We start from the raw sequence: 21,249 nt of genomic DNA on the forward strand, positions 1-21,249 counted from the left end.
TAAAAACGAGGTATAGTGTGCTTGAAGAATTAGAAATACGCAATCTTGGGCCAATTTCACACGCGCTTATTACTCCTTCTTTACGAATGACTGCGATTACAGGCGAAACTGGCGCTGGAAAATCAATGCTTTTAAGTGCTATAAAACTTATCTCTGGTTCGAAATCAGATTCTGCTAGAATTTCGCCAAATGCTAAAGAAACGTGGGTGCAAGGCGTATTTAGCATTCCAAAATCAAGCGAAGTGGAAGAAACTGTTAATCAAGCAGGTATTGAGCTTGAAACTTCAGAAATTGATGAAACAAAGTCAGATATGTATGTTGCAAGAACTGTCCCTAAACAGGGCCGCTCAAGAGCAACAATATCTGGATTCGCTGTTCCAAAAACTTTGCTTGAAGACGTATGCTCACAAATGGTCACAATTCACGGTCAAAGTGATCAATTACGCATAGCAACTAGCGCAAAACAGCGTGAAATATTAGATTTAGTGGCTAAGAATAGTGAATTAGCGAATAAGTATTTTCAAGCTTATCAAGCTTTAAAAGATGCTCAAGAAACATGTAATCGTCTTGAAAACCAAGAATCCTCTGCTCGTCAGAGAGCTGACTATTTGCGAGAGTCTTTAGCGCAAATAAAACAAGTAGATCCAAAGCCTAATGAAGATGAAGAATTGCGTTCAAAGAGAGAACGCATTGAAAATTCTGCGCAAATTATTAACGCTGTGAGCACAGCTTTATCCTCGCTGGACGCTAGTCAAATCGACTATAGTGCTTCATCGTCATCTTTAGACGCAAGAGGGCTTATTGATCAGGCTGCTCAAGCATTGCGAAATATTAGAGTTGATAATTCCTTTAGTAAACTCGCTCAACAGCTTGATGATATTCATGCGCAACTTGACGATATTGTAATGCAGCTTGCTCAGCAGATTGATTTTGACGCAAGTGAGGAAGATTTAGATTCTTTAAACGCAAGAATACACGATCTTAGTGAGCTTACGCGAAGATGGGGGCCTACTTTAGATGATGTTCTTAATTGGGCGCAAAAAGCTCAGTTTGAACTTGAAGATTTAGATGATTCTCCAGAAGCTATTGAGCGTGCTAGGGCCGCTTGTAATAAGCGTTACAATGAAGCTTTTGATTTAGCTAAGAAATTATCTGCAACTCGTGTGAAAGCAGCTAAAAAGCTTAGCGATGATGTTAGTAATGAGCTATCTTCTTTAGCAATGGATGGCGCTCAATTAAATATTCGAGTAAATTCTAGAAGTGAAAATCAAGATGGTTTCGTTGATCTCGATTCAAACGGTATTGACGATATTGAGTTTCTTTTCAAACCATTTCCAGCTTCGCCAGATTTACCAATGGGCAAAAGTGCTTCTGGCGGTGAGCTAAGTAGGCTGATGCTTGCAATGGAACTTGTTGTTGCAAGAATGCGCGAGCACGATGATAAAAACATGACTTTTATTTTTGACGAAGTTGATGCAGGAGTTGGTGGCGCTGCTGCAGTGGAATTAGGAAAGCGTTTGGCTAAACTTGCTAAACATTCGCAAGTGATTGTTGTTACGCATTTGCCTCAAGTCGCCTCTTTTGCTGATGCGCAATACGCTGTGCAAAAAAATATTTCACCTGTTAATAATGGTGATTTTGAAAGTCAAGAAGCGGATACTACTGTTAATCTACTCGAAGGTAAATCTCGTGAGATGGAAATCGCTCGTATGCTTGCTGGAAGTAACTCTAAAACTTCGCTTGAACATGCGCATGAATTGTTGGAAACGAGTAGAAAGATAATTGATGACGCTGCAGAATAATAATTCGTTTTTTAAGGCTGCGATTTTTGATTTTGACGGAACTCTTATTGATTCTCTTGGAGTTTGGGATGATATTGATAAAAAGAGTTTCGCAAAACGCGGCTTAAATGTTCCGGATATTTTTGCAAATACTACAGCAGCTATGAATCCTCGCCAAATTGCGGATTATGTTATTGAACATTACGGTTTTAGTGAATCTCCTGAAGAACTAATGAAGGAGTGGTCAGATATGGCGTTTGATGCTTATGCTAATCATCTTCCTCTTAGAAAGGGAGCTTACGACTACGTTAAATATTTGCGTTCTAAAAAAGTAAAGATGTTTCTTATTACAACTCTTTCCAAAACTTTATGCGATCCTGCGTTAAGAAGGCTTAATATTTTAGATTGTTTTGATTTTTTGCAATTTGGAGAAGATTTATCTAAAGAAGGAAAACACAGTTATAAAACTTATGTTGATATAGCAGAAACTCTTAAGGTTGCTACAAAAGATTGTGCAGTTTTTGAAGATTCTGCAACTGCGCTAAATTCTGCTCAACAAGCTGGAATGAAAACATACGGTATCGTAGATGAATCATGCTCAAAAAATGATTTAGATTTACCGTTTAGGAAATGCTTAGAAGTATTTTCCAACTTCGAAGATGCTCCAAAAAGTTGATGAGGTTTCACATACCCCGGGTTTTGTCGCGTACACAAGTGCACACGGATGGCCATCCATCTCGATTTGACGTTACCGCCAAACTCTAGCAGTCTACCCGAAGACTCAGGCGAGCAGCCTTTAAGCGTCTTCTGCTTGACCTTGCTCCCAATGAGGCTTGCCATGCGACTAACTGTTACCAGAAGCCCGGTGGTCTCTTACACCGCCGTTTCACCCTTACCCAAACGAAACGTTCGGGCGGTCTATTCTCTGTTGCGCTATCTCTCAGGTCGCCCTGGGCGGACGTTATCCGCCATTGTGCTCTGTGGAGCCCGGAAGTTCCTCAGTCACTCCGAATGAACATTGTGACCGCGGCCATCGTGAAACCTCAACCTTCCCAAGTATAGCAGATATTGTTCATCTCGTAAAAAATTAGTTGTTTTGCGTAAATTTTCGAAATAATTATGAAATTTTTTTGCTTAAATTTAATAACTTGCTAGGTTCTTATTGATTTAGCAGATATAATAGAAGCACCGACGGCATCGTGGCAGTCGGCTGATACAAATCGAACCTAAAGTTCGAATCTACATGGGGAGGTTTCGCATGGAAATCGTCATTACTGGTCGTCATACGCAGATTAATCAAAGGTTCCGTGACGTTGTAGAAAGTAAGATGAATCGCGTAACCGCTATTGCTCCTGATGCGCAGCGCGTTCAAATTGTGTTGACTCATGAAGGTAATCCAAGGCAGGCAGATACTGCAAAACGAGTTGAAATTACTGTTGTTGCAGGTAGCACCGTGATTCGCGCAGAAGCTTCTAGCACTGATCAGTACAGTGCTCTTGACATGGCTCTAGATAAGTTGACGCTACGTTTGCGCCGCACGCGTGACCGCCGCAAGGATCATCGCCGCGGATACACGGAAATGGTTCCTGTTGATATGGGCGCTGTTGAGCCAGAAATTGACATGAAAATTGAGGAGCCTAGTGAGGATGTTGTCAATAGTGCGGATGCAGCTGTTGCTTCTGATTTAGGCCCTGGTGAGTCTGTAGAAGTTAGCGTTGGTGACACGCCTATTGTTATTCGACGCAAGCTTCATATTGCAGAGCCAATGAGCATTGATGAAGCTTTGTACGAGATGGAATTAATCGGTCACGATTTCTTCCTGTTTGTTAATAAAGAAACAATGCGACCATCTGTTGTGTATCGTAGGCATGGATGGAGCTATGGCGTGTTTGAGATTGATACGCCTGAAAATGTTGCTAAGAAAAAGTAATAATAAAATAATTACGAAAAGTAATAAAGTATTTAGGAGTTTGTAAAAATTAAGTTAGATTAACAAAATGCCCGTCTGCTAGATGGCTAGGCGGGCATTTTATTTGTTACATCGACTCGCGTGCTTATAAAAATCGCTGCCGTCGCGTAATATAGGCACAGTTTACGTCTATGTTGGCTAGGCCGTCTTCATAGACATGACCTAAGGGAGCAAAACGTGGTAGATATCGTCGATAAAGCCTTGCGTATGGGTGAAGGCCGTCAGTTAAAGCGCCTTGAGAACGTTGCCAAGGCTGTGAATGCGTTAGAAGATGAAATTTCTGCGCTTTCCGATGAAGAATTGAAGGGGCAAACCGCTAAATTTAAGCAGCGCTTAGATAATGGTGCAAAACTGGATGATTTGATGCCTGAAGCCTTCGCTACTGTTAGAGAGGTTTCAAAGCGCACGCTTGGCCAGCGTCACTTCGATGTTCAGCTTATGGGCGGTGCGGCATTGCATTGGGGCAATATCGCAGAAATGAAAACTGGTGAAGGTAAAACGCTGGTTGCAACTTTGCCAAGCTATTTGAATGCTTTGGAAGGCAAGGGCGTTCACGTTGTTACAGTTAACGACTACCTTGCAAGCTACCAGAGTGAGCTTATGGGTCGTATTTACCGATTCCTCGGTATGAGCGTCGGCTGCATTATTACCGATCAGCAGCCACCTGAGCGTCGTAAGCAATACAATGCTGATATTACTTACGGTACAAATAATGAGTTTGGTTTCGATTACTTGCGCGATAACATGGCTTGGGAAAAGAGCGAGCTTGTGCAGCGCGGTCATCACTATGCTATTGTCGATGAGGTTGATTCCATTCTTATTGATGAAGCTCGTACACCATTGATTATTTCCGGTCCTGCTGAAGGCGACGTAACTCACTGGTATCGCGAGTTTGCAAAGCTTGTTTTGAAGCTTAATCGCGATGCTGATTACGAGATTGACGAAAAGAAGAAAACTGCAGGTATTCTCGATTCTGGTATTGCTAAGATTGAGGATTACTTGGGTATTGATAACCTTTACGAGCCAGCTAATACTGCTCTTATTGGTTATTTGAACAATGCTCTTAAAGCTAAGGAACTCTTCCTTCTTGACCGCGATTATGTGGTTACTAATGGTGAGGTTTTGATTGTCGACGAGCATACTGGTCGTGTTCTTCCAGGACGTCGTTACAGTGAAGGCTTGCATCAGGCTATTGAAGCTAAGGAAAACGTGGAAGTTAAGGCAGAAAATCAGACTTTTGCTACGATTACTTTGCAAAACTACTTCCGCATGTACGACAAGCTTGCTGGTATGACTGGTACTGCAGAAACTGAAGCTGCAGAATTTATGGGAACATACAAGCTTGGTGTTCTTCCAATTCCTTCTAATCGTCCAGTTATTCGTATGGATAAGGATGATTTAATCTTCCGCACTAAGAAAGAAAAGCTTACTGCTATTGTGCGCGATGTTGCAGAACGTCATGCAAAGGGTCAGCCAGTATTGCTTGGTACTGCTTCTGTTGAATCTTCAGAAATTCTTTCTTCACTTCTTGACGTTGCTCGCATTCCTCACCAGGTTTTGAATGCTAAGCAGAATGCTAAGGAAGCTGCTGTTGTTGCTGTTGCAGGCCGTAAGGGTGCTGTAACTGTTGCTACTAACATGGCAGGCCGTGGTACTGATATTATGCTCGGCGGCAATGTTGAGTTCCTTGCAGACGCTAAGTTGAAGGCTGAAGGATATTCTCCAGACGATACTCCTGAAGAGTATGAGAAGCGTTGGCCAGGCGTTTTAGCCGAAGTTAAAGAGCAGGTTAAGGACGAGCACGAAGAAGTTAAGAAGCTTGGTGGCTTGTATGTGCTTGGTACTGAGCGTCACGAATCTCGCCGTATTGATAATCAGCTTCGAGGCCGTTCTGGTCGTCAGGGTGATCCTGGCGAGTCCCGCTTCTACTTAAGCTTGGAAGATGATTTGATGCGCCTATTCAACACTCAGCTTGTTGCTCGTGTTATGGCTAAGGGATTGCCAGAGGGCGAGCCAATCGAATCTAAGTATGTTTCTAACGGTGTGCGCACGGCGCAGAAGACTGTTGAAGCTCGTAACTTTGAAATGCGTAAGAACGTTTTGAAGTATGACGATGTTATGAATAAGCAGCGTACTGTTATCTATGCAGAACGTCAGATGGTTCTTAAGGGTGAAGATATTCATGAGGACATCTTGAAGTTCATTAGTGACACTGTGGAAAGCTATGTTCGTGGCGCAATGAACGGTTCTGATAAGCCAAAGAACTGGGATTTGGACGGCTTGCAGAACGCTTTGTTAGCGGTTATGCCTGTTATTCTCGATTGGGATCAGGTTCGTGAAACAATTTCTAAGCTTAAAGGTGAAAAAGCTGTTATTGCTTTGCGAGATTTGATTGTTGATAACGTAAACAATTTCTACGATATCTTTGAAAAGCGCATTGGATCTGACGCAATTCGTCAGATTGAGCGTCGTGTTGTGCTGGCTGTGCTTGATCGCAAGTGGCGTGAACATCTTTATGAGATGGACTACTTGAAGGATGGTATTGGTCTTCGCGGCATGGGCCAGCGCGATCCTCTTGTTGAGTATCAGCGTGAAGGCTATCAGATGTACAACTCCATGATTGAAGCAATCAAGGAAGAAAGTGTGCAGCTTCTGTTCCACATTAATCTTGAGCAGGTTGCTTCTACAGAAGATACTTCTTCTGATTCTTCTGTCGATGAGGATGTTGCTCAGGCAGAAGCCGAAGTTGATTCTCAAGATCAGCCATCTGGAATTGTTGGACCTGCACCTTTGAGCCATGCTGAAGGCGATGTTCCGTTAAGCATGCGACCAAAGAACGAAGAGTGGAAGACCCCTTGGTCCGATGGTCGTACGTTCCCAGGAACTAACAAGAATGATGAATGCCCATGCGGTTCTGGACGTAAGTACAAGCTTTGCCATGGACAGAATGAAGCTGAAAACTAAGCAAAACTTAAGCTAGAACTTAAGTGAAAATTTAAGCTTAGAAAAAAATAAACTAAAAATAAATAAGCTAAAAGTAAAGTAGAAGGCTACATACGTTTTGTATTGGCCTTCTACTTTTATTTTTATTCAAAATACTTTTGCAATCTAATAAAAGCGTTTATTCTAAGACACGTTTTATGCTTTTGTTACACTCTAGCTCCACTCCCATAATCTCTATAATCTTCTTTATAAGGATCTGGTTTTTTACGGTTTAAAAATATCCCTAATCCGCCTAAAAGCATTAATATTGCGCTTATAATTCCAACAATAGTTGCGAAAGATGGAAGAAAAGCACTCAAAATAATACCAGCAATACCAACAGCAAAAACAGTCCATAAAACAAATGTAACTGGAGAAATATCTTCCAACTTTGGATTAGGAGGCACAAAATCATCGCCATACTCGTCCATAGTCGTATCTACGTCAAGCCAACTTGTGCGAGTATTGTCGCGTGGGCCTCTACTATTTTTTGCAATCAAATAAAAATTCTGCGCATTCTCTTTCTTCTTAGCATGCTTTTCAAAACTTTTTGCGTCGCGAGAATTAGAAATATCTTTTAATTCATCCGAATGATCCGTAATAAAATTCAGCCAATCATCTTCAAAATTTTTACTATTCTTTTCATTCTCATTATTTGATGATTGTGACATTCCTTTTCCGTAACGGTGAGGGTCGTTGGTATCCTTAGAAGAAGTCATGAATTATACTCTAGCAAGTATGCCTGATTCTTGGTGCGTAAATTAGCGAGTGCCTGCTTGCTTGCAGAAAGGATATGCTATGTTGTACTGGTTCTTCGTGAAGGGTCTTGGGGGTATTGCCCGCATGAGGATTCATCCATCAGCAAAAGGCGTTCATAATGTTCCTAAAAAAGGTGGAGCAATTATTGCAGCGAATCATCTTGCTGTTATTGACGATGCGCTACTTCCTTTAACTTGCCCACGTATGATTCACTTTATGGGTAAAGCCGAATATTTTGAAGGGAAAGGCTTAAAGGGACGTTTTAAGAAGTGGTGGTTTACTTCCGTTGGTGTGTTCCCAGTTGATCGTTCTGGTGGTTCAAAATCGCTTGGAGCTTTAAATCATGCTCGTGAGATTATAGAAAAAGGTCAGCTTTTCGGTATTCACATTGAGGGCACAAGAAGCCCAGACGGAAGACTATATAGAGGTCACACTGGTGCTGCTCGTCTCGCTCTTGAAACTGGATGCCCAATCATTCCTGTGGCAATTATTGGCACAAGAGATTTGCAGGTTCAAGGTCAAGTAATTCCTGCCAAAGGCAAAACGCAGGCAATTTATGGTGAGCCTATTCAAGTAGAGCGTGTAAAAGACGAAAGTGAGATTACTCACGAGCGTCTTCGTGAAATTACTGATCAAATAACGAAAGCAATTCAACAGATGAGCGGCCAAGAGTACGTTGACGAATATGCTCAAACTGTAAAAGAACGTATGCGTCAAGCTGCAAAAGATAATCAAGCTAATAAGCAATAACGTGCACTAATACAAGTTAGTAACAGTTGTAAAGCTGTAAGCTCAAGAACCAGTAAAAATAGCGGAAACAGTGAATGAACTGTATTTTAAAGCAGTAAATAAACTGTATCTTAGATTACTGTAAGAGTAATAACAGAAGGATTTCCGTGTGAATCCTTCAAAGGAACTTCGCTGCCAGCTCCAGGGGATTGGAACCTAACTACATGCATATAATCTCCAAGAGGAGCAGATATTTTAACCTGCAGACCAAGGCTTTCAATAATCCTACGAGCTTCTGCAGTGTTTTTGCCGCAAACATTTGGTAAGGTAACAGATTTAGGTCCTTTTGAAACAACAACTTTTACGCTGTCTCCCCAGTGCATTTGAGTACCGGGTTCAACAGAAGCACTAATAATCCTACCTTTTGCAACAGTATCGCTATTTTCCTCTTCGTACTTTACGTCTAATTTAGCACCACTAAGAGCAACGTCAGCATCATCCTTAGTGTGATTAACAATATCCGGCATTTGAACAGGCATAGGTCCTTTAGAAAGAAGCAAACTAACTTCCTCATTGTGATTCATGCGCGTGCCCGGTTTAGGAGTAATGTCAACAACGCTTCCTTCTGGGATTTCAATAGAGTAAACGTCGAGTGAAGTTCGATGAATAATATGAGTAAATCCAGCTTTACGAAGTGCTTGCAATGGTTTCTTACCATTACGAGTTTTTGGATTAGTAATATCAGAAGGAATTGTAGCTTTTTTAATACCGAGCGAAAGTATAATACGAAGCTTACTATTCGAGTGCTTACTAATGTGACTTCCAACAACATCAGGCACAGTGGCAAGAACTTTTCCTGAATCAACATCATCACTGTAGTCTTTGGAAACCGTGTAAGGAATTCCAGCAACCTTCAAAGTATGCTCATATTCTTGCCAACTAACATCTTTAACTTTGCAAGCTGCTTGATTTGCGCATCGAAGATCATCCGGCTTAGGAAGCGTCCAGTAGCTGCCAGGGCCTAGGAAGTACCAGAAGCTTCCAATAGCACCAAGAACTAGAACTGCAAGAACACTTCCTCCAGCAATAGCAATTACTCGCTTTTTAGAAGAGGAATCTTTTTTAGAGTCTGAATTAAAGCTTGCAGGTTGCAATGTTGGAATTAGTGGATTTATAGAAGTCTTATTGCGATTAAGCTCGTGTGAATCAATTGCAATAGTTGGCATATTGCTGTCGTCAAATTCTTCAAGCGGATTGCTTTGAGAATCAGAGTCAGTATTTTCTTCAGATTTTACAGCGGCAGTGCTTATTGCTTGAGTAGCATCTAAATCGCTTGTAGAATCATCTGAATCTTGAGAATACTTATAATCTTTAGTCTTATTATCGCTATCGGACTTATCAATATCTTTAAGGCGCAGATTGTCTAGAGGAGATAACGAGTCGGAATCTTGCTCTTCCTTAACAGCATCAATTTTATATTGCCAGTCTTCAGCACTTAATTGTTTTGAAAGATTTCGCAATTGCGTTAACGCTTCTATAGCATTATCTGGTCGATCGTTCATATCGCGCGCAGTAAGCTTAGATATAAATTGCGCAACTTTTTCGTTAATATCTGGGCATGCTGTGCTTATTGAAGGAGTGTTTTCGTGAACATGCTTAAACACTAGTGTTACAGGATTATCTGCAGTAAAAGGAACTCGTCCCGCAAGCATTTCCCATGCCATCATTCCGGCAGAATATAAATCACCTTGAGGTGTTGCAAGATTGTTCTCAATAAGTTCTGGAGCTAGATAAGCTGCCGTTCCAAGCAATAATCCGGTAGAAGAAAGAGTTGCCTGAGATATTGCGCGAGCTAAGCCAAAATCAGTAATCTGCACGTGGCCGCGATCATTAATCAAAATATTTTCAGGCTTAATATCTCTATGCACGACTCCAGCTTGGTGTGCGGAAGCAAGACCGTCTAAAGTTTCAGCCAATAAGCGTAAGGTGTCACGAACACTAAAAGTGCCTTGCATGTTCATCTCGTAGCGCAAATTAACGCCATGCACATACTCCATAACAAGATAATCAAGACCGTCGTATTCGCCAGTGTCATAAACTTGGACAATATGCGGGTTTGCTATAGCTGCTGCAGAAGTTGCTTCTCTGCGGAATCGAGCAATAAACTGCTGGCGATGCACTCCTTGAGCAAGCTGAGTGTGCATTATTTTAATTGCGACAGGCCTATCGAGACGCTCATCCTGCGCCTGGTACACCGTAGCCATACCACCTTGAGCAATTTTACGCACAATACGATAGCGATTTTCAATGCACATGCCAGGCTGAACCTGAGTAGCTTCATCCATTGTCACAATCCTTATACGCGTAAACCTTGCTTACTATTTACAAGCCTACGAATGATTTTACAAGTAACGTAGTAAGTATGGTTGCTTTCGATAGTTACACTCAAATACTATTGTACATTACGCCATGCTTCAGGTATAAAGCGTTCGCTTATATTGTGAAGTATTGCTTTACCGCTGCCACTTAGAGGACTTTCATCAATTGAATTATTTGACTTCTGCCAAAGATTCATAATACGCTGTTTTGAACGTTCAATAGCTCCCGAAGTATGGTAGATTTGTATTATTTTTTCAACGTCGCTTTCACTGCGTTCTTCGCTTGTATAAGCTTTCGTTAGTATTTCTTTTTCTTGGTCACTTCCGTATTGCAACGCGTCTGCAAGTAGCACAGCACGTTTTCCTTCGCGAATATCTCCACCAATAGGTTTTCCTGTAAGCTTGCTATCTGAAACAATGTCAAGCAAATCGTCAGCAAGCTGGAAAGCAATCCCAAGAGGATCTCCAATAGAATTAGCAAGATTATAAGCATCGTTTGGATTCATTGATGCAGCAAGAAAACCAAGTGTTAAAGGAGCAATAGTTGTATAACTTGCTGTTTTCCACCTAAACACATTAAGAGAAGATTGTGCAAGCTCAGATGGATTATCAAGTTGCATCATTTCAATAGACAAATCCAAAACTTGACCAATACCTACATTTCGTTGCATTGAAGCAAAAGCTTGAAGTAATTCTTCACTATAAGTAAAATATTTCGCCGAATTTCTAGTAATATCAAAGCTTTCTGTAGCAAGCAAATCACCAAGCATAAGGCCAAGCCCTGAGCCTATGTGCTTGTTGTTGCATACAGAACTTAATGCACAATATGCACTCGGTTTTCCACGTCTTAAAGCTGACTCGTCAATAATGTCGTCATGAATTAATGCTGCGGTTTGAAATACTTCTAAAGCACAAGCAATATCAAATAAAGCTTTATCTTGAAGCTTATTCGTGGCTTTTTCGCTAGAAGCAGCATTATAAGCACTTATAGTAAGTAGAGCTCTAAGACGCTTACCGCCTTCGCTAGAAACGATAGCTTGCTTTATTACCTGCTGTAACGTTGTTTTACAGGTTGAAGAAAGATTATTTTCGGCGCTTGTGCAAAATTGTTGCGAAATTAAATACGCAATTCGAGATTCAATAGCAGCAAGATTGCAAGTATCGTCCGTTAAAGTGCTCATATTATGAAAGTTATCCACAGGGCTAAACAATGTAAAACACAATAGTTTGTACGATTTAATGAGCTTCTAACCGTTGCAATCGTTTTTTATTGAATACTATTTCGCATATTGAGAAACTTACACATATCAAGAATTACGCTCGTAAAGCTTGATTTAATAATAAAAAATTATGAGCAAATACATAAATGTATATGTGCAATACACATTAATGAAGGGGAGTAATTATTATGACAGTAGCAGGTATTGATTTAGAAGAGAAGATTTCGCATAGTTGCATTGATGATTTTGATACTCAAAGCATATTGGAAGTTTATGGTGAAAGCGCTGATCTTTGCGATGATTCAATAGATTTTATTGGATTGGATGATTTTAGTAGTTTTGCTGGGCAAGAGATTTCGGACATTGAAGGAAAAATATACCCTTCGAAAGAATGTAGCTTCTTTATGACATTCCCAAAAGAATATGCGTATTTTAATTGCGATGAAAATTCTCAATGGGTTAAAGGCATACAGCATTGGATTCCAACAGTTTCAAAATCTTTTATTCAAAACGCGAATATAAACGGTAAAGAAAGCGCTGTTAGAAATACTGCATGTGTTGCTTTCGTACGATGGTGCGACATGTTTCTACACGACAAGAAAATGTTCGGATATGATTTAGTAAATCTTGCTATTGGAATGTTCCACAATATTAACGTCCGCGACGCAATGCTTATATCTATTTTAGATGAAAATCACGAATGGTATGACGACAATGCTCTAGCAGAATTCGCATGGTATCCGCACACGCCTATGGTGTCAGATAGATTGCGTCAATTTTTAGAAGCTAAGTTTATTCAAACAAGCAAAAAGCCGAATGTAAAAAGAGCAATAACAGCATGCAGAGTGCTACAAGTTATGGCATTTGCTACACAAAGTATACCGGAGCTAACAGTGCAAATTTACGCACTTTTAGCCTATATTAGCTGGTGGTTTAGGCTAGGTAACGTTAAAAAATATACTGAGCGAGCATTGAGTATAGATAGTGATTGTACAATGGCAAAAATTGTTGAAGGAGCTTATGAAAATAAGCTTGAACCAGCCTGGATATCAGAATGCGCCACGCCGCAAGAAAAATAAGGGGGAATAATCGTCGTGCTTAAATGGTTTACTACTTAAGGTAAAACTTGCCCTTGCTTGAACTATGCCTATATGCGCTGCAAGGGGATACTACAGGAGGAACAGTTTGACGAGCGAAGTTGAATCATCAGCTGATCAGAGCGAAGAGCAAGATGGTAATAAGCCTGTAAAAGCACGTAAAACAAGTACTGCACGACAAAGTCACGCTCGCACTTCGTCTGCTGCTAGTAAAACGCGTAGTTCTCGTTCAAAAAAAGTAGTTGAAAATCAAACTGATACTGAGTTAGGTTTGAGCGAAGTTGAATCTGAAGTTGAAGCAGAAGTTCGCAACAATAGTGATAACAGTATCGATAATGCTCAAAATGATGCTATAGAAGATGGTGATTCATTAGCTATTGACGATTCATTAGACGATGCTCATCTTGACGATGAGGATCAAATGAATTTGGAAGATTTGGATGATATTCATCCGGAAGATATAGCTGATGTTGATGATCTTGGAGATGTTGATGTAGATGTTGATAGTGATCTTGAAGATGATGTAGATGATCTTGAAGATACTGAAGACAATGATCAGCATAAGCATGATGTTCCTCAAGTTCCACAGGCTAAGGGCGCATTTATTGTTCGAGATGACGATGATGACGATAATCTAACTCCTTCCGGAAATCCTAAGCGTCGAGTTATTGCTACAGGAGCTACTGCTGACCCTGTTAAGGATTATTTGAAGCAGATTGGCCGCGTGAGCTTGCTGAACGCTGAGCAGGAAGTTGATTTGTCGGAACGTATTGAGGCTGGCTTGTACGCTCAGCATTTACTCGATACTGAGATTGACAATATGGAATTTAAGCGCAAGCGCGAACTTAAGTGGGCTGCGGCAGACGGTAAGAAAGCTAAAGATCATCTTTTGGAAGCAAACTTGCGTCTTGTTGTTTCTCTTGCTAAGCGCTATACCGGTCGTGGAATGCTTTTCCTTGATTTGATTCAGGAAGGTAATCTTGGTTTAATCCGAGCTGTAGAAAAGTTCGATTGGAAGAAGGGCTTTAAGTTCTCCACTTACGCAACATGGTGGATTCGCCAAGCAATCACTCGCGCTATGGCAGATCAGGCTCGTACAATTCGAGTTCCAGTGCATATGGTGGAAGTTATTAATAAGCTTTCTAGAGTTCAGCGTCAAATGCTTCAAGATTTGGGTCGCGAGCCTACGCCAGATGAGCTTGCGCGCGAGCTTGATATGCCAGTTGAAAAGGTGCAGGAAGTACAAAAGTATGGGCGTGAGCCTATTTCTTTGCATACACCTTTGGGTGAAGATGGCGATTCTGAGTTCGGAGATTTGATTGAGGATACTGACGCAATAGCACCATCTGATGCTGTAGCATTCTCTCTTTTGCAAGAGCAGTTCAGGCAGGTTCTTGAAACATTAGCTCCTCGGGAGGCTGGTGTTATTAAAATGCGCTACGGTTTGGAAGATGGTCAGCCTAAGACTTTGGATGATATTGGTCGCGTTTATGGCGTTACTCGTGAGCGTATTCGCCAGATTGAGTCCAAGACAATGTCTAAGTTGCGTCATCCTTCTAGATCGCAAACTTTGCGTGACTTCTTAGATCAGTGATTTTGTAACGTTATATTGCAAAAGTGTCGTGTTTCTACTTTAGTTAAGATGCGACACTTATTGCTTAATAGTTAGCTTATATAAGGGGTAGAAGTGGTCTCTAAAGAGCAAGAGCAATATGATGCCGACAGTTTGACAGTGCTAGAAGGCTTGGATGCTGTAAGAAAGCGTCCAGGAATGTATATTGGCACTACAGACAGCCAAGGATTAATGCATTGCCTCTGGGAGATTATTGACAATGCGGTTGACGAGGCTTTGGCTGGAGCTTGTGACCATATTGTTGTTACTCTTCACGATGATGGCTCTATTGAAGTTGCAGATAACGGTCGTGGCATTCCAGTAGACGTTGAACCTAAAACAAAGCTCACTGGTGTTGAAGTCGTTTTAACTAAGCTTCACGCTGGAGCAAAGTTTGGTAACGCGTCTTATAATGCTGCAGGCGGTTTGCACGGCGTTGGCTCTTCTGTTGTAAACGCTTTAAGTTTGCGTTTGGATGTTGAAGTTGATAGAGACGGTAAAACGCATCATATGGCGTTCCATCAGGGACATCCTGGTGTTTATAGTGATGCGGATCCGGAGCATCCATCTCCAGCATCTCCGTTTAAGCGCACGCGCAAAAATAAGCCTACTGAGCTTGAAATTATTGGCACTGTTTCGCCAAAAACTACCGGAACTCGTGTACGCTATTGGGCGGATCCAGAAATCTTCAATTCTACTGCTCATTTTAGCTATGAGCAGCTTATTGCTCGCGTGCGTCAAACAAGTTTCCTAGTTCCTGGCTTAAAAATTACTGTTATTGACGAGCATGTTCCTGAAGGTGAATCTGCAAATATTGAAGAAATTGATTCTACTGAAGATAATGTTGCAGAAGATAATGTTGCAGAAAATAATATTCTTGAAAATCAGTCTGATAATAGCGATGACTCTGTGGCTGAATTTGAAGAATTAGAATCTGAAACAACATTAGAAGATGAAGATAAGTCTGAAGATGAGACTGAAAATATAGCGACTGAAAATTCTGAATCTGAAGAATCAAAAGCACAATCTATTGCAAATGTTGAGTCTGCTAACTCAATGCAAAATAAGCATCACCCTCGCGTGATTGAGTTTTTGCATAATGGTGGCGTTAAAGATTTCGTTGATTTTCTTTCAAAAGGTGAAGCAGTATCCGATATTTGGCGTATTTCTGGCGAAGATACGTATGTAGAAGAAACGCAAGCCGTTGATTCTGCAGGAGATTTACACGCGCAGCAGGTAACTAGAAAATGCGGTGTTGACATTGCAATGCGCTGGGTAAACGGCTACGATTCAACGATTATTAGTTTCGTAAACGTTGTTGAAACTCCTGGCGGAGGCATGCATGTTGACGGCTTTATGCAGGGATTAACTAAGCAGATTCGTAAAGCAGTGGAAGATAATGCTAGAAAGCTTAAAGTAAATCTTAAAGACGCCAACACAAAAATTGAGCGCGACGACATTATGGCAGGATTGGTAGCAGTCGTAACTGTTCGAATTGCTGAACCTCAATTCCAAGGTCAAACTAAGGATGTTCTTGGAACCGCACAAGTTAAGCCAATCGTTACTAAAATGACTGACGCTCAATTTGGCGAAATGATTACCGGTTCTAAGCGAGGATTCAAAGAGCAGTCTGCTAGAGTTTTGGAAAAAATAGTTTCCGAAATGCATGCGCGTATTCAGGCGCGTAAAACTAAGGAAGTTACTCGCAGAAAGAATGCTCTTGAGTCCGCTTCAATGCCGCCAAAACTTTCCGACTGCCAGCCTGGAAACGACGATGTTGCAGAACTTTTCATCGTCGAGGGCGATTCTGCACTTGGAACTGCAAAAGCTGCTCGAAACTCTGCTTTCCAAGCGCTTCTTCCAATTCGCGGTAAGATTTTGAACGTGCAAAAAGCAAGCCTTGCGCAAATGCTTTCCAATAAAGAGTGCGCTGCAATTATTCAGGTTGTTGGAGCAGGATCGGGCGCAAGTTTTGATATTTCGCAAGCGCGTTATAACAAGATTGTTATGATGACCGATGCAGATGTTGACGGCGCGCACATTCGTATTTTGCTGCTAACGCTGTTCTACCGTTATATGCGTCCGCTTATTGAGCACGGTCATGTTTATGCTGCAGTGCCGCCTCTTCACAGAATTGCGCTCGCTGGAAAGCGAAAGGGTGAGTATATTTATACTTACTCAGACGACGAATTGGCTGGAAAGCTTGATGATTTGCAAGCTAAGGGTATTGATTTTAACAGCGATATTCAGCGTTACAAGGGCTTGGGCGAGATGGATGCGGATCAGCTTGCAGACACAACTATGGACCCTAGAACCCGTATGCTTCGAAGGATTCGTATGGAAGATGCTCAGCAAGCGAGCGAAGTATTCGATTTGCTGATGGGCGATGATGTTCCTCCGCGCAAGCAGTTTATTGTTGATAATGCGGACGACTTTGATCGTTCCAAAATCGATACCTGATTTTGCTATATAAACACTTTTTTGATAAGTGAAACTGAATTATTAATTACACGTGAATTACTTACGAGTATTGATTACGCGTAAATTACTTACACAAAATCCTCCTGTCTAGTGAATTGCTGCAGGAGGATTTTTTATGTGGACTATTTATTTAGTTATTTAGTTATTTACTAGCAAACATATCTTTTGCATACTGGTGAATGTCATCTGGATTTATCATATTGTATTTTTCTTTTATTTTCGTAAAGTATTCGCCAATTATATTTTTGCTGATTATTTTATTTGATGAATCATCAGCTTTTAGATTGCCGCGAGTAAGTATCCAAGGCTCCTCATGATGCGTAAATCGTTCAAGTTCTTTACCGCTGTAGCAGCAAATATTATCAATAACGCTATCGCATATTGCTTTTTCAGTAGCAGATAGTGTAGTTGTTAGTTCTGCTGTAAGTCTTGTGATATCGCTTTTTTGAGCGTATTTGTAATCAGCTAATTTTCCTGATGATTTAATTCCTGATATTTCTGTTGTTGGCGAATCGATTGGTGTAAAAGTGTAGTCTTTATAGCGCAAATAGACGTCTTTATACACAGGTCCATGAACCCATGCTTGACAATCATCGGTAAATAAGAACGATTTATAGAATGCAAAGTAAAAACCTTGTATATAGTACAATGATTTTTGCAAAGCAAGGGGAGTAATGTCCTCACATTTTACGAGCAAGTATTGTATTACATAGTTTATTTTGTTGCTTGAATCTGTGTTAATAGAGCCGTTATTGCTTGAAGAATTGTTGGACTTAAGCAATAGTTTTTGAGTTGCCTTGTAGCTTTTTTCGTAGCTAAGTGCGGATTTCAGATTATTTTTATTACTGATTAATAATTGCAAGTAATATTCCGGGTCATTATAAATGCGTTGCAAAATGTCAGAATATTGTTTTGAGGGGATGTCTCCGTCTGCAAATCTAGAAAATGTCTGTTCTCCCCAGCCAAGTAGCAGCGAAAGTGGTCGTTTACCTATTGAGTATTTAGTAGGTATTTCGTTGATTTTATCAAGTGGAATAATATTGTTTTCTTTACGATACTCGTCATACAATGCTCGAAGATTTGCGTCGATAATTTCTGGTACATATACGGCAGAACCGCATTCTTTGCAGTGTGCCTCTGTGCCGGTGTAGGAATATTGTTTTCCTTTAATAGATGCAGTCATTGGAATGGATTTTGTTGAGTACTCAACTTCATTCCTGCATTCTTCGCAAAATGTTTTATTATCTTTCATTATGAGCCTTTTATTGAGAATTAGCAGATTTATTATTTTTTTTTGAGTTGTTATTAGATTATTTAAATAAATAATCTATCTGTTTATTTGCTTTATGAAATGAAATAACAACTGTTCTATTTTGCTGAGAAATAGTAATGATATTAAACTTCGTGTAAATGTTTACCATCTCACACTTACCTACGTGTGATAGTTTTACTCGTGGCGCAAATACGTAAAGCGTTTCATACTCATAGCCTCTTTTTTTGTTTTTTAACGAATGACAAAAATCTTCTACTTCAATGTTGAGAAGTATATTTTTCTGAATATCTGATCGTATGTTGTATTCTCGAATGAAGTTTATGTTTTCTTGACGATTTTCGTTTAATGAGATGGTAAAGCGGTCATTTTTTATGCAGTCTTTTATCTTTGCAAGTATTGTTGAAATTTCTTCTTTTGTGTAATTCTGATTATAGTTATTGCTCATATACCACCTCCGCTCTTATGATACAAAAAATAAGTGCATTTATCAAGAAAAACGCATCTATTGATGCATAAATAATTGCACATGCATTTTAGAATAAAATTTATTAGCCTTATTAATGTTCTTGGCTTGTTTTTATGCTTTAAGATGATATGCAAGAAGTCTTCGATAGAGATAATCTTGATTTTGCAATATTTTGTATCGAAAATGTTGCTAAGAAACTTAATCAAACCCCTCGTGATACGTATGATGCTTTAACTAAGAAAAGTAATATTCTTATGTCTTATATTGTTCCGTCATATGATCTTTTGCACCCTTACAATACCGCCTTTTGCTAAAGCCTTAGAAATAGCATGGTCTTTCGGTATGGTAATGCCCGTTTTTGTCTTATCAGTGTGGTTCTTATGCTCAATCGCCCTTTGGATAAGCTCCTGCTGATACGCGTTTGTAGCCTCTACGCTTGGCGCAGGGTTCTTAAACTTAGCATAATCGCCTATGCCTTGGCGCAGCTTGTTCATCATTTCGCCGAACGGTGTTATGACAACGTCTTTCTCAATATGACCGTCACTTGGCGTATCTTCAGCACTATACTGAATATTAAGCGGATAACCGTCAGTGCCTTTAGCGGAATTATCGAACATAGTCCATGACATTGGCATATCTTTCTGAGCTACGTCACTACGAGATGCTTTATCATGCTTATATTCAGGATAGTCAAGGAAATATTGCCTTGGTATAGTTTCTGGCGGCTCATGCTTGCATTTTTTATCTTTGCACTTGCATTCTTCGCATATGAGCTTACAAAACGCCTCTAAACCAACGATGTTTTTACCGGATACGCCTTGACTTGGGTCTATATCGTTAAGAGATGACATTTCTGCTTTAAGTGCTCCCGGAGCAATGCCGGTTGTAATCATTTCATTCGCGACATACTCTTGTTGGGCTTTTACATATTCCATGTAAGCGTCAGGAGCTTGACCGCCTTGCCAGTTAGCTGGGTTAGTAGGGTCTATTTTCGTCGGTTCAGAGTTTTTGCTAATAGCGGTATAATACCCGTCTGGGGTTCTTATAGCCCAGATAGGCGCGCTAGTATCGCAATGAACACTGTTGCTTTGACTGAGTTTTCCTAATATTTGATTGTATAATGCGGAGTTGCTTGGTTCAACTTTCACATACTGAAGACCAGTTTGTTCAGCAGCATTACCGGTGTAATTGCCAGGGTTCTTAAAGTGATTAACTTTGTTACTACCGCAATTTAAGCTATCGGCAAATGCGGTGTTAGTAATCAGTAAGCTAACAGCCATAAAGGTTGCGGTTATAATTGGTATTATTTTTCGTTTTTTCATAAAAAGCCAGCCTTTTGATAGATACGAATAGTATTCTCAACTAATATCTATCGAGGGCTGGCTTAAAAATCGCTATTTTTTAATAATTTTTTACATTATTCTTTCGCATAGCCGATGATTAGAATACGACGTTTGCTTAATGATTGGTCATGGTTTACCTTATATTGAAGACCCATAGTATAGTCATAGATACAATCCTTGTTCTTCTTATCTTTCGCGAGTAAAACACTACGTGCAGGAGTTTTGCACGTTAGGATATCGTTGTCAGTATTTTGAATATTATACTTGCACTTAATCTGACCAGTTACCTGACCAACAGGAAGCTTTCTATCCCAATGCACGTATTTTGTCAATCCCTCATGGACAAACTTTTTAGCATCTTTTTTAGTAGCCGCGTCATCTATTACACGGTCGCCAAAATTATACAATATCTCTGATATGTCAGCGTCCCTTTTAAGACTATTATCAAACATTTCGCTCAGACCGCTTTTATTAAAGATATTATTCGTATCCTTATAATCTAACGCGTCATTCTTATAAAAATCGTTCCAGCCGCCGTAAATAGGGTTCAAAAGACGCTGATAATCGTCATAAATCGTGCCAGCCACGTAATCTTGAGTCAAATACGCGTTTTTACTAGGGAACGTAGCTTTTAAACTTTCATCAAAAGCTAATTTTGCTCGTTTGAGAGCATCAGCCTTATTATCAGAGGTCATTTCGCTACGTGGCTTAAAATAGTATGGTTGAATGTCGATATTGCCTTTAGTGCGATATAAATCGGCTAATTCGCGAGCTTTATTGCTTTTCTCGTCAGCTTTCGTATTTGACAAGTTTTGCGTAGACGCGTAGTGTTGAGCATTGCTAAATTGTGGCTTATTAGAGGCTTGATACCACCAAATAAGATCGCCCAGCAAGGCTAGTAGAATCACGCCAATAATGCAGCCTGCAATAATGCAAGTATTGCGTGTTTTAGCGGATTTATCCGCGCCTTCTACGATTTGCGTAGTATCATAGTCTGCACTTTCTTCAGTAGTGCCAGCAAGCATTTTATCCAAATCTTCTGCCTGCTTATTGTTAGGTAGGTTATTATTTTCCATATTTGTGTCCTTCTGCTCAAATTAATGTGATTTTCTAGTTATATATCACGTGTATTGTCTCTCGCATATAAACTATTCCAATA

At 40.3% G+C, this 21,249-nt stretch carries 15 protein-coding genes, 1 other RNA gene and 1 pseudogene; 9 read left to right on the forward strand and 8 right to left on the reverse strand.

Features of this window, described 5'->3' with window-relative positions; translation table 11 throughout:
• Positions 1-17: 17 nt before the first annotated feature.
• Positions 18-1,802, forward strand: coding sequence for a DNA repair protein RecN (gene recN / locus ACLD5M_RS00240; RefSeq protein ID WP_410314297.1), 1,785 nt, complete (start codon positions 18-20; stop codon positions 1,800-1,802).
• The gene (locus tag ACLD5M_RS00245) at positions 1,786-2,457 is read left to right on the forward strand and encodes an HAD family hydrolase (RefSeq protein ID WP_410314298.1); all 672 of its coding nucleotides are present in this window, start codon (positions 1,786-1,788) and stop codon (positions 2,455-2,457) included. Before recN ends, ACLD5M_RS00245 begins: the two co-directional genes overlap by 17 nt.
• Here the strand turns inward: ACLD5M_RS00245 and rnpB are convergent.
• An RNA gene (rnpB, locus tag ACLD5M_RS00250) (RNase P RNA component class A) lies at positions 2,454-2,827 on the reverse strand. The genes ACLD5M_RS00245 and rnpB overlap by 4 nt on opposite strands.
• Before the next feature lie 212 nt (positions 2,828-3,039).
• Here rnpB and hpf point away from each other — a divergent pair.
• Together hpf and secA are read left to right on the forward strand one after the other, a co-directional pair.
• Positions 3,040-3,711 carry a ribosome hibernation-promoting factor, HPF/YfiA family gene (gene hpf / locus ACLD5M_RS00255; RefSeq protein ID WP_004134914.1) on the forward strand — a complete coding sequence of 224 codons (672 nt, stop codon included), beginning with the start codon at positions 3,040-3,042 and terminating at the stop codon, positions 3,709-3,711.
• Between the two features lie 216 nt (positions 3,712-3,927).
• On the forward strand, positions 3,928-6,714 hold the full coding sequence (secA, locus tag ACLD5M_RS00260; protein ID WP_004134915.1) for a preprotein translocase subunit SecA: 2,787 nt from the start codon (positions 3,928-3,930) through the stop codon (positions 6,712-6,714).
• A 185-nt stretch (positions 6,715-6,899) separates the two neighbouring features.
• Here the strand turns inward: secA and ACLD5M_RS00265 are convergent, their stop codons facing one another.
• Positions 6,900-7,451 (reverse strand): hypothetical protein, encoded by a 552-nt coding sequence (locus ACLD5M_RS00265; RefSeq protein ID WP_004134916.1) that lies wholly within the window; start codon positions 7,449-7,451, stop codon positions 6,900-6,902.
• 79 nt (positions 7,452-7,530) lie between these two features.
• On the opposite strand from ACLD5M_RS00265, the gene ACLD5M_RS00270 reads away from it, so the two are divergent.
• Entirely contained in the window at positions 7,531-8,241 is a 711-nt protein-coding gene (locus ACLD5M_RS00270; protein ID WP_004134917.1) for a lysophospholipid acyltransferase family protein, read from the forward strand.
• 110 nt (positions 8,242-8,351) lie between these two features.
• On the opposite strand, the gene ACLD5M_RS00275 is transcribed toward ACLD5M_RS00270, so the two are convergent.
• Positions 8,352-10,565, reverse strand: coding sequence for a protein kinase domain-containing protein (locus ACLD5M_RS00275; RefSeq protein WP_004134919.1), 2,214 nt, complete (start codon positions 10,563-10,565; stop codon positions 8,352-8,354).
• 107 nt (positions 10,566-10,672) lie between these two features.
• Positions 10,673-11,779: a polyprenyl synthetase family protein gene (locus tag ACLD5M_RS00280; protein WP_410314299.1), complete on the reverse strand. Its 1,107-nt coding sequence runs from the start codon at positions 11,777-11,779 to the stop codon at positions 10,673-10,675.
• Between the two features lie 227 nt (positions 11,780-12,006).
• Here ACLD5M_RS00280 and ACLD5M_RS00285 point away from each other — a divergent pair, with 227 nt between their 5' ends.
• The 3 genes from ACLD5M_RS00285 (at position 12,007) to ACLD5M_RS00295 (ending at position 16,987) form a co-directional block, all read left to right on the forward strand.
• Positions 12,007-12,897, forward strand: a complete 891-nt coding sequence (locus tag ACLD5M_RS00285) for a hypothetical protein (RefSeq protein WP_410314300.1) — start codon at positions 12,007-12,009, stop codon at positions 12,895-12,897.
• A 106-nt stretch (positions 12,898-13,003) separates the two neighbouring features.
• The gene (locus ACLD5M_RS00290) at positions 13,004-14,509 is read left to right on the forward strand and encodes an RNA polymerase sigma factor (RefSeq protein WP_410313359.1); all 1,506 of its coding nucleotides are present in this window, start codon (positions 13,004-13,006) and stop codon (positions 14,507-14,509) included.
• A 93-nt stretch (positions 14,510-14,602) separates the two neighbouring features.
• Positions 14,603-16,987 carry a DNA gyrase subunit B gene (locus tag ACLD5M_RS00295; protein ID WP_410314301.1) on the forward strand — a complete coding sequence of 795 codons (2,385 nt, stop codon included), beginning with the start codon at positions 14,603-14,605 and terminating at the stop codon, positions 16,985-16,987.
• Positions 16,988-17,150: 163 nt separating this feature from the next.
• Here the strand turns inward: ACLD5M_RS00295 and ACLD5M_RS00300 are convergent, their stop codons facing one another.
• Positions 17,151-18,260 carry a type II TA system antitoxin MqsA family protein gene (locus ACLD5M_RS00300; RefSeq protein WP_116793993.1) on the reverse strand — a complete coding sequence of 370 codons (1,110 nt, stop codon included), beginning with the start codon at positions 18,258-18,260 and terminating at the stop codon, positions 17,151-17,153.
• 58 nt (positions 18,261-18,318) lie between these two features.
• Positions 18,319-18,726, reverse strand: a complete 408-nt coding sequence (locus ACLD5M_RS00305) for a hypothetical protein (protein WP_410314302.1) — start codon at positions 18,724-18,726, stop codon at positions 18,319-18,321.
• 149 nt (positions 18,727-18,875) lie between these two features.
• Between ACLD5M_RS00305 and ACLD5M_RS00310 the strand changes: the two are divergent.
• Positions 18,876-19,037, forward strand: a pseudogene (locus ACLD5M_RS00310) (DUF3791 domain-containing protein); the annotation flags it as partial.
• On the opposite strand, the gene ACLD5M_RS00315 reads toward ACLD5M_RS00310, so the two are convergent.
• Positions 19,020-20,069 carry a hypothetical protein gene (locus ACLD5M_RS00315; RefSeq protein ID WP_410314303.1) on the reverse strand — a complete coding sequence of 350 codons (1,050 nt, stop codon included), beginning with the start codon at positions 20,067-20,069 and terminating at the stop codon, positions 19,020-19,022. The pseudogene ACLD5M_RS00310 and the gene ACLD5M_RS00315 overlap by 18 nt on opposite strands.
• 95 nt (positions 20,070-20,164) lie before the next feature.
• Entirely contained in the window at positions 20,165-21,166 is a 1,002-nt protein-coding gene (locus ACLD5M_RS00320; protein WP_410314304.1) for a hypothetical protein, read from the reverse strand.
• Between the last annotated feature and the right edge of the window lie 83 nt (positions 21,167-21,249).

This window comes from Gardnerella sp. Marseille-Q9185 (assembly GCF_046508745.1).
GTDB classification, from domain to species: Bacteria; Actinomycetota; Actinomycetes; order Actinomycetales; family Bifidobacteriaceae; genus Bifidobacterium; species Bifidobacterium greenwoodii.

Excerpts from the sequence above, each read along its gene's own strand:
- ACLD5M_RS00245 (WP_410314298.1), top strand. The coding sequence starts at position 1,786 with ATGACGCTGCAGAATAATAATTCGTTTTTTAAGGCTGCGATTTTTGAT.
- hpf (WP_004134914.1), top strand. The coding sequence starts at position 3,040 with ATGGAAATCGTCATTACTGGTCGTCATACGCAGATTAATCAAAGGTTC.
- ACLD5M_RS00265 (WP_004134916.1), bottom strand. The coding sequence starts at position 7,451 with ATGACTTCTTCTAAGGATACCAACGACCCTCACCGTTACGGAAAAGGA.
- ACLD5M_RS00270 (WP_004134917.1), top strand. The coding sequence starts at position 7,531 with ATGTTGTACTGGTTCTTCGTGAAGGGTCTTGGGGGTATTGCCCGCATG.
- ACLD5M_RS00275 (WP_004134919.1), bottom strand. The coding sequence starts at position 10,565 with ATGGATGAAGCTACTCAGGTTCAGCCTGGCATGTGCATTGAAAATCGC.
- ACLD5M_RS00280 (WP_410314299.1), bottom strand. The coding sequence starts at position 11,779 with ATGAGCACTTTAACGGACGATACTTGCAATCTTGCTGCTATTGAATCT.
- ACLD5M_RS00285 (WP_410314300.1), top strand. The coding sequence starts at position 12,007 with ATGACAGTAGCAGGTATTGATTTAGAAGAGAAGATTTCGCATAGTTGC.
- ACLD5M_RS00300 (WP_116793993.1), bottom strand. The coding sequence starts at position 18,260 with ATGAAAGATAATAAAACATTTTGCGAAGAATGCAGGAATGAAGTTGAG.
- ACLD5M_RS00305 (WP_410314302.1), bottom strand. The coding sequence starts at position 18,726 with ATGAGCAATAACTATAATCAGAATTACACAAAAGAAGAAATTTCAACA.
- ACLD5M_RS00315 (WP_410314303.1), bottom strand. The coding sequence starts at position 20,069 with ATGAAAAAACGAAAAATAATACCAATTATAACCGCAACCTTTATGGCT.
- ACLD5M_RS00320 (WP_410314304.1), bottom strand. The coding sequence starts at position 21,166 with ATGGAAAATAATAACCTACCTAACAATAAGCAGGCAGAAGATTTGGAT.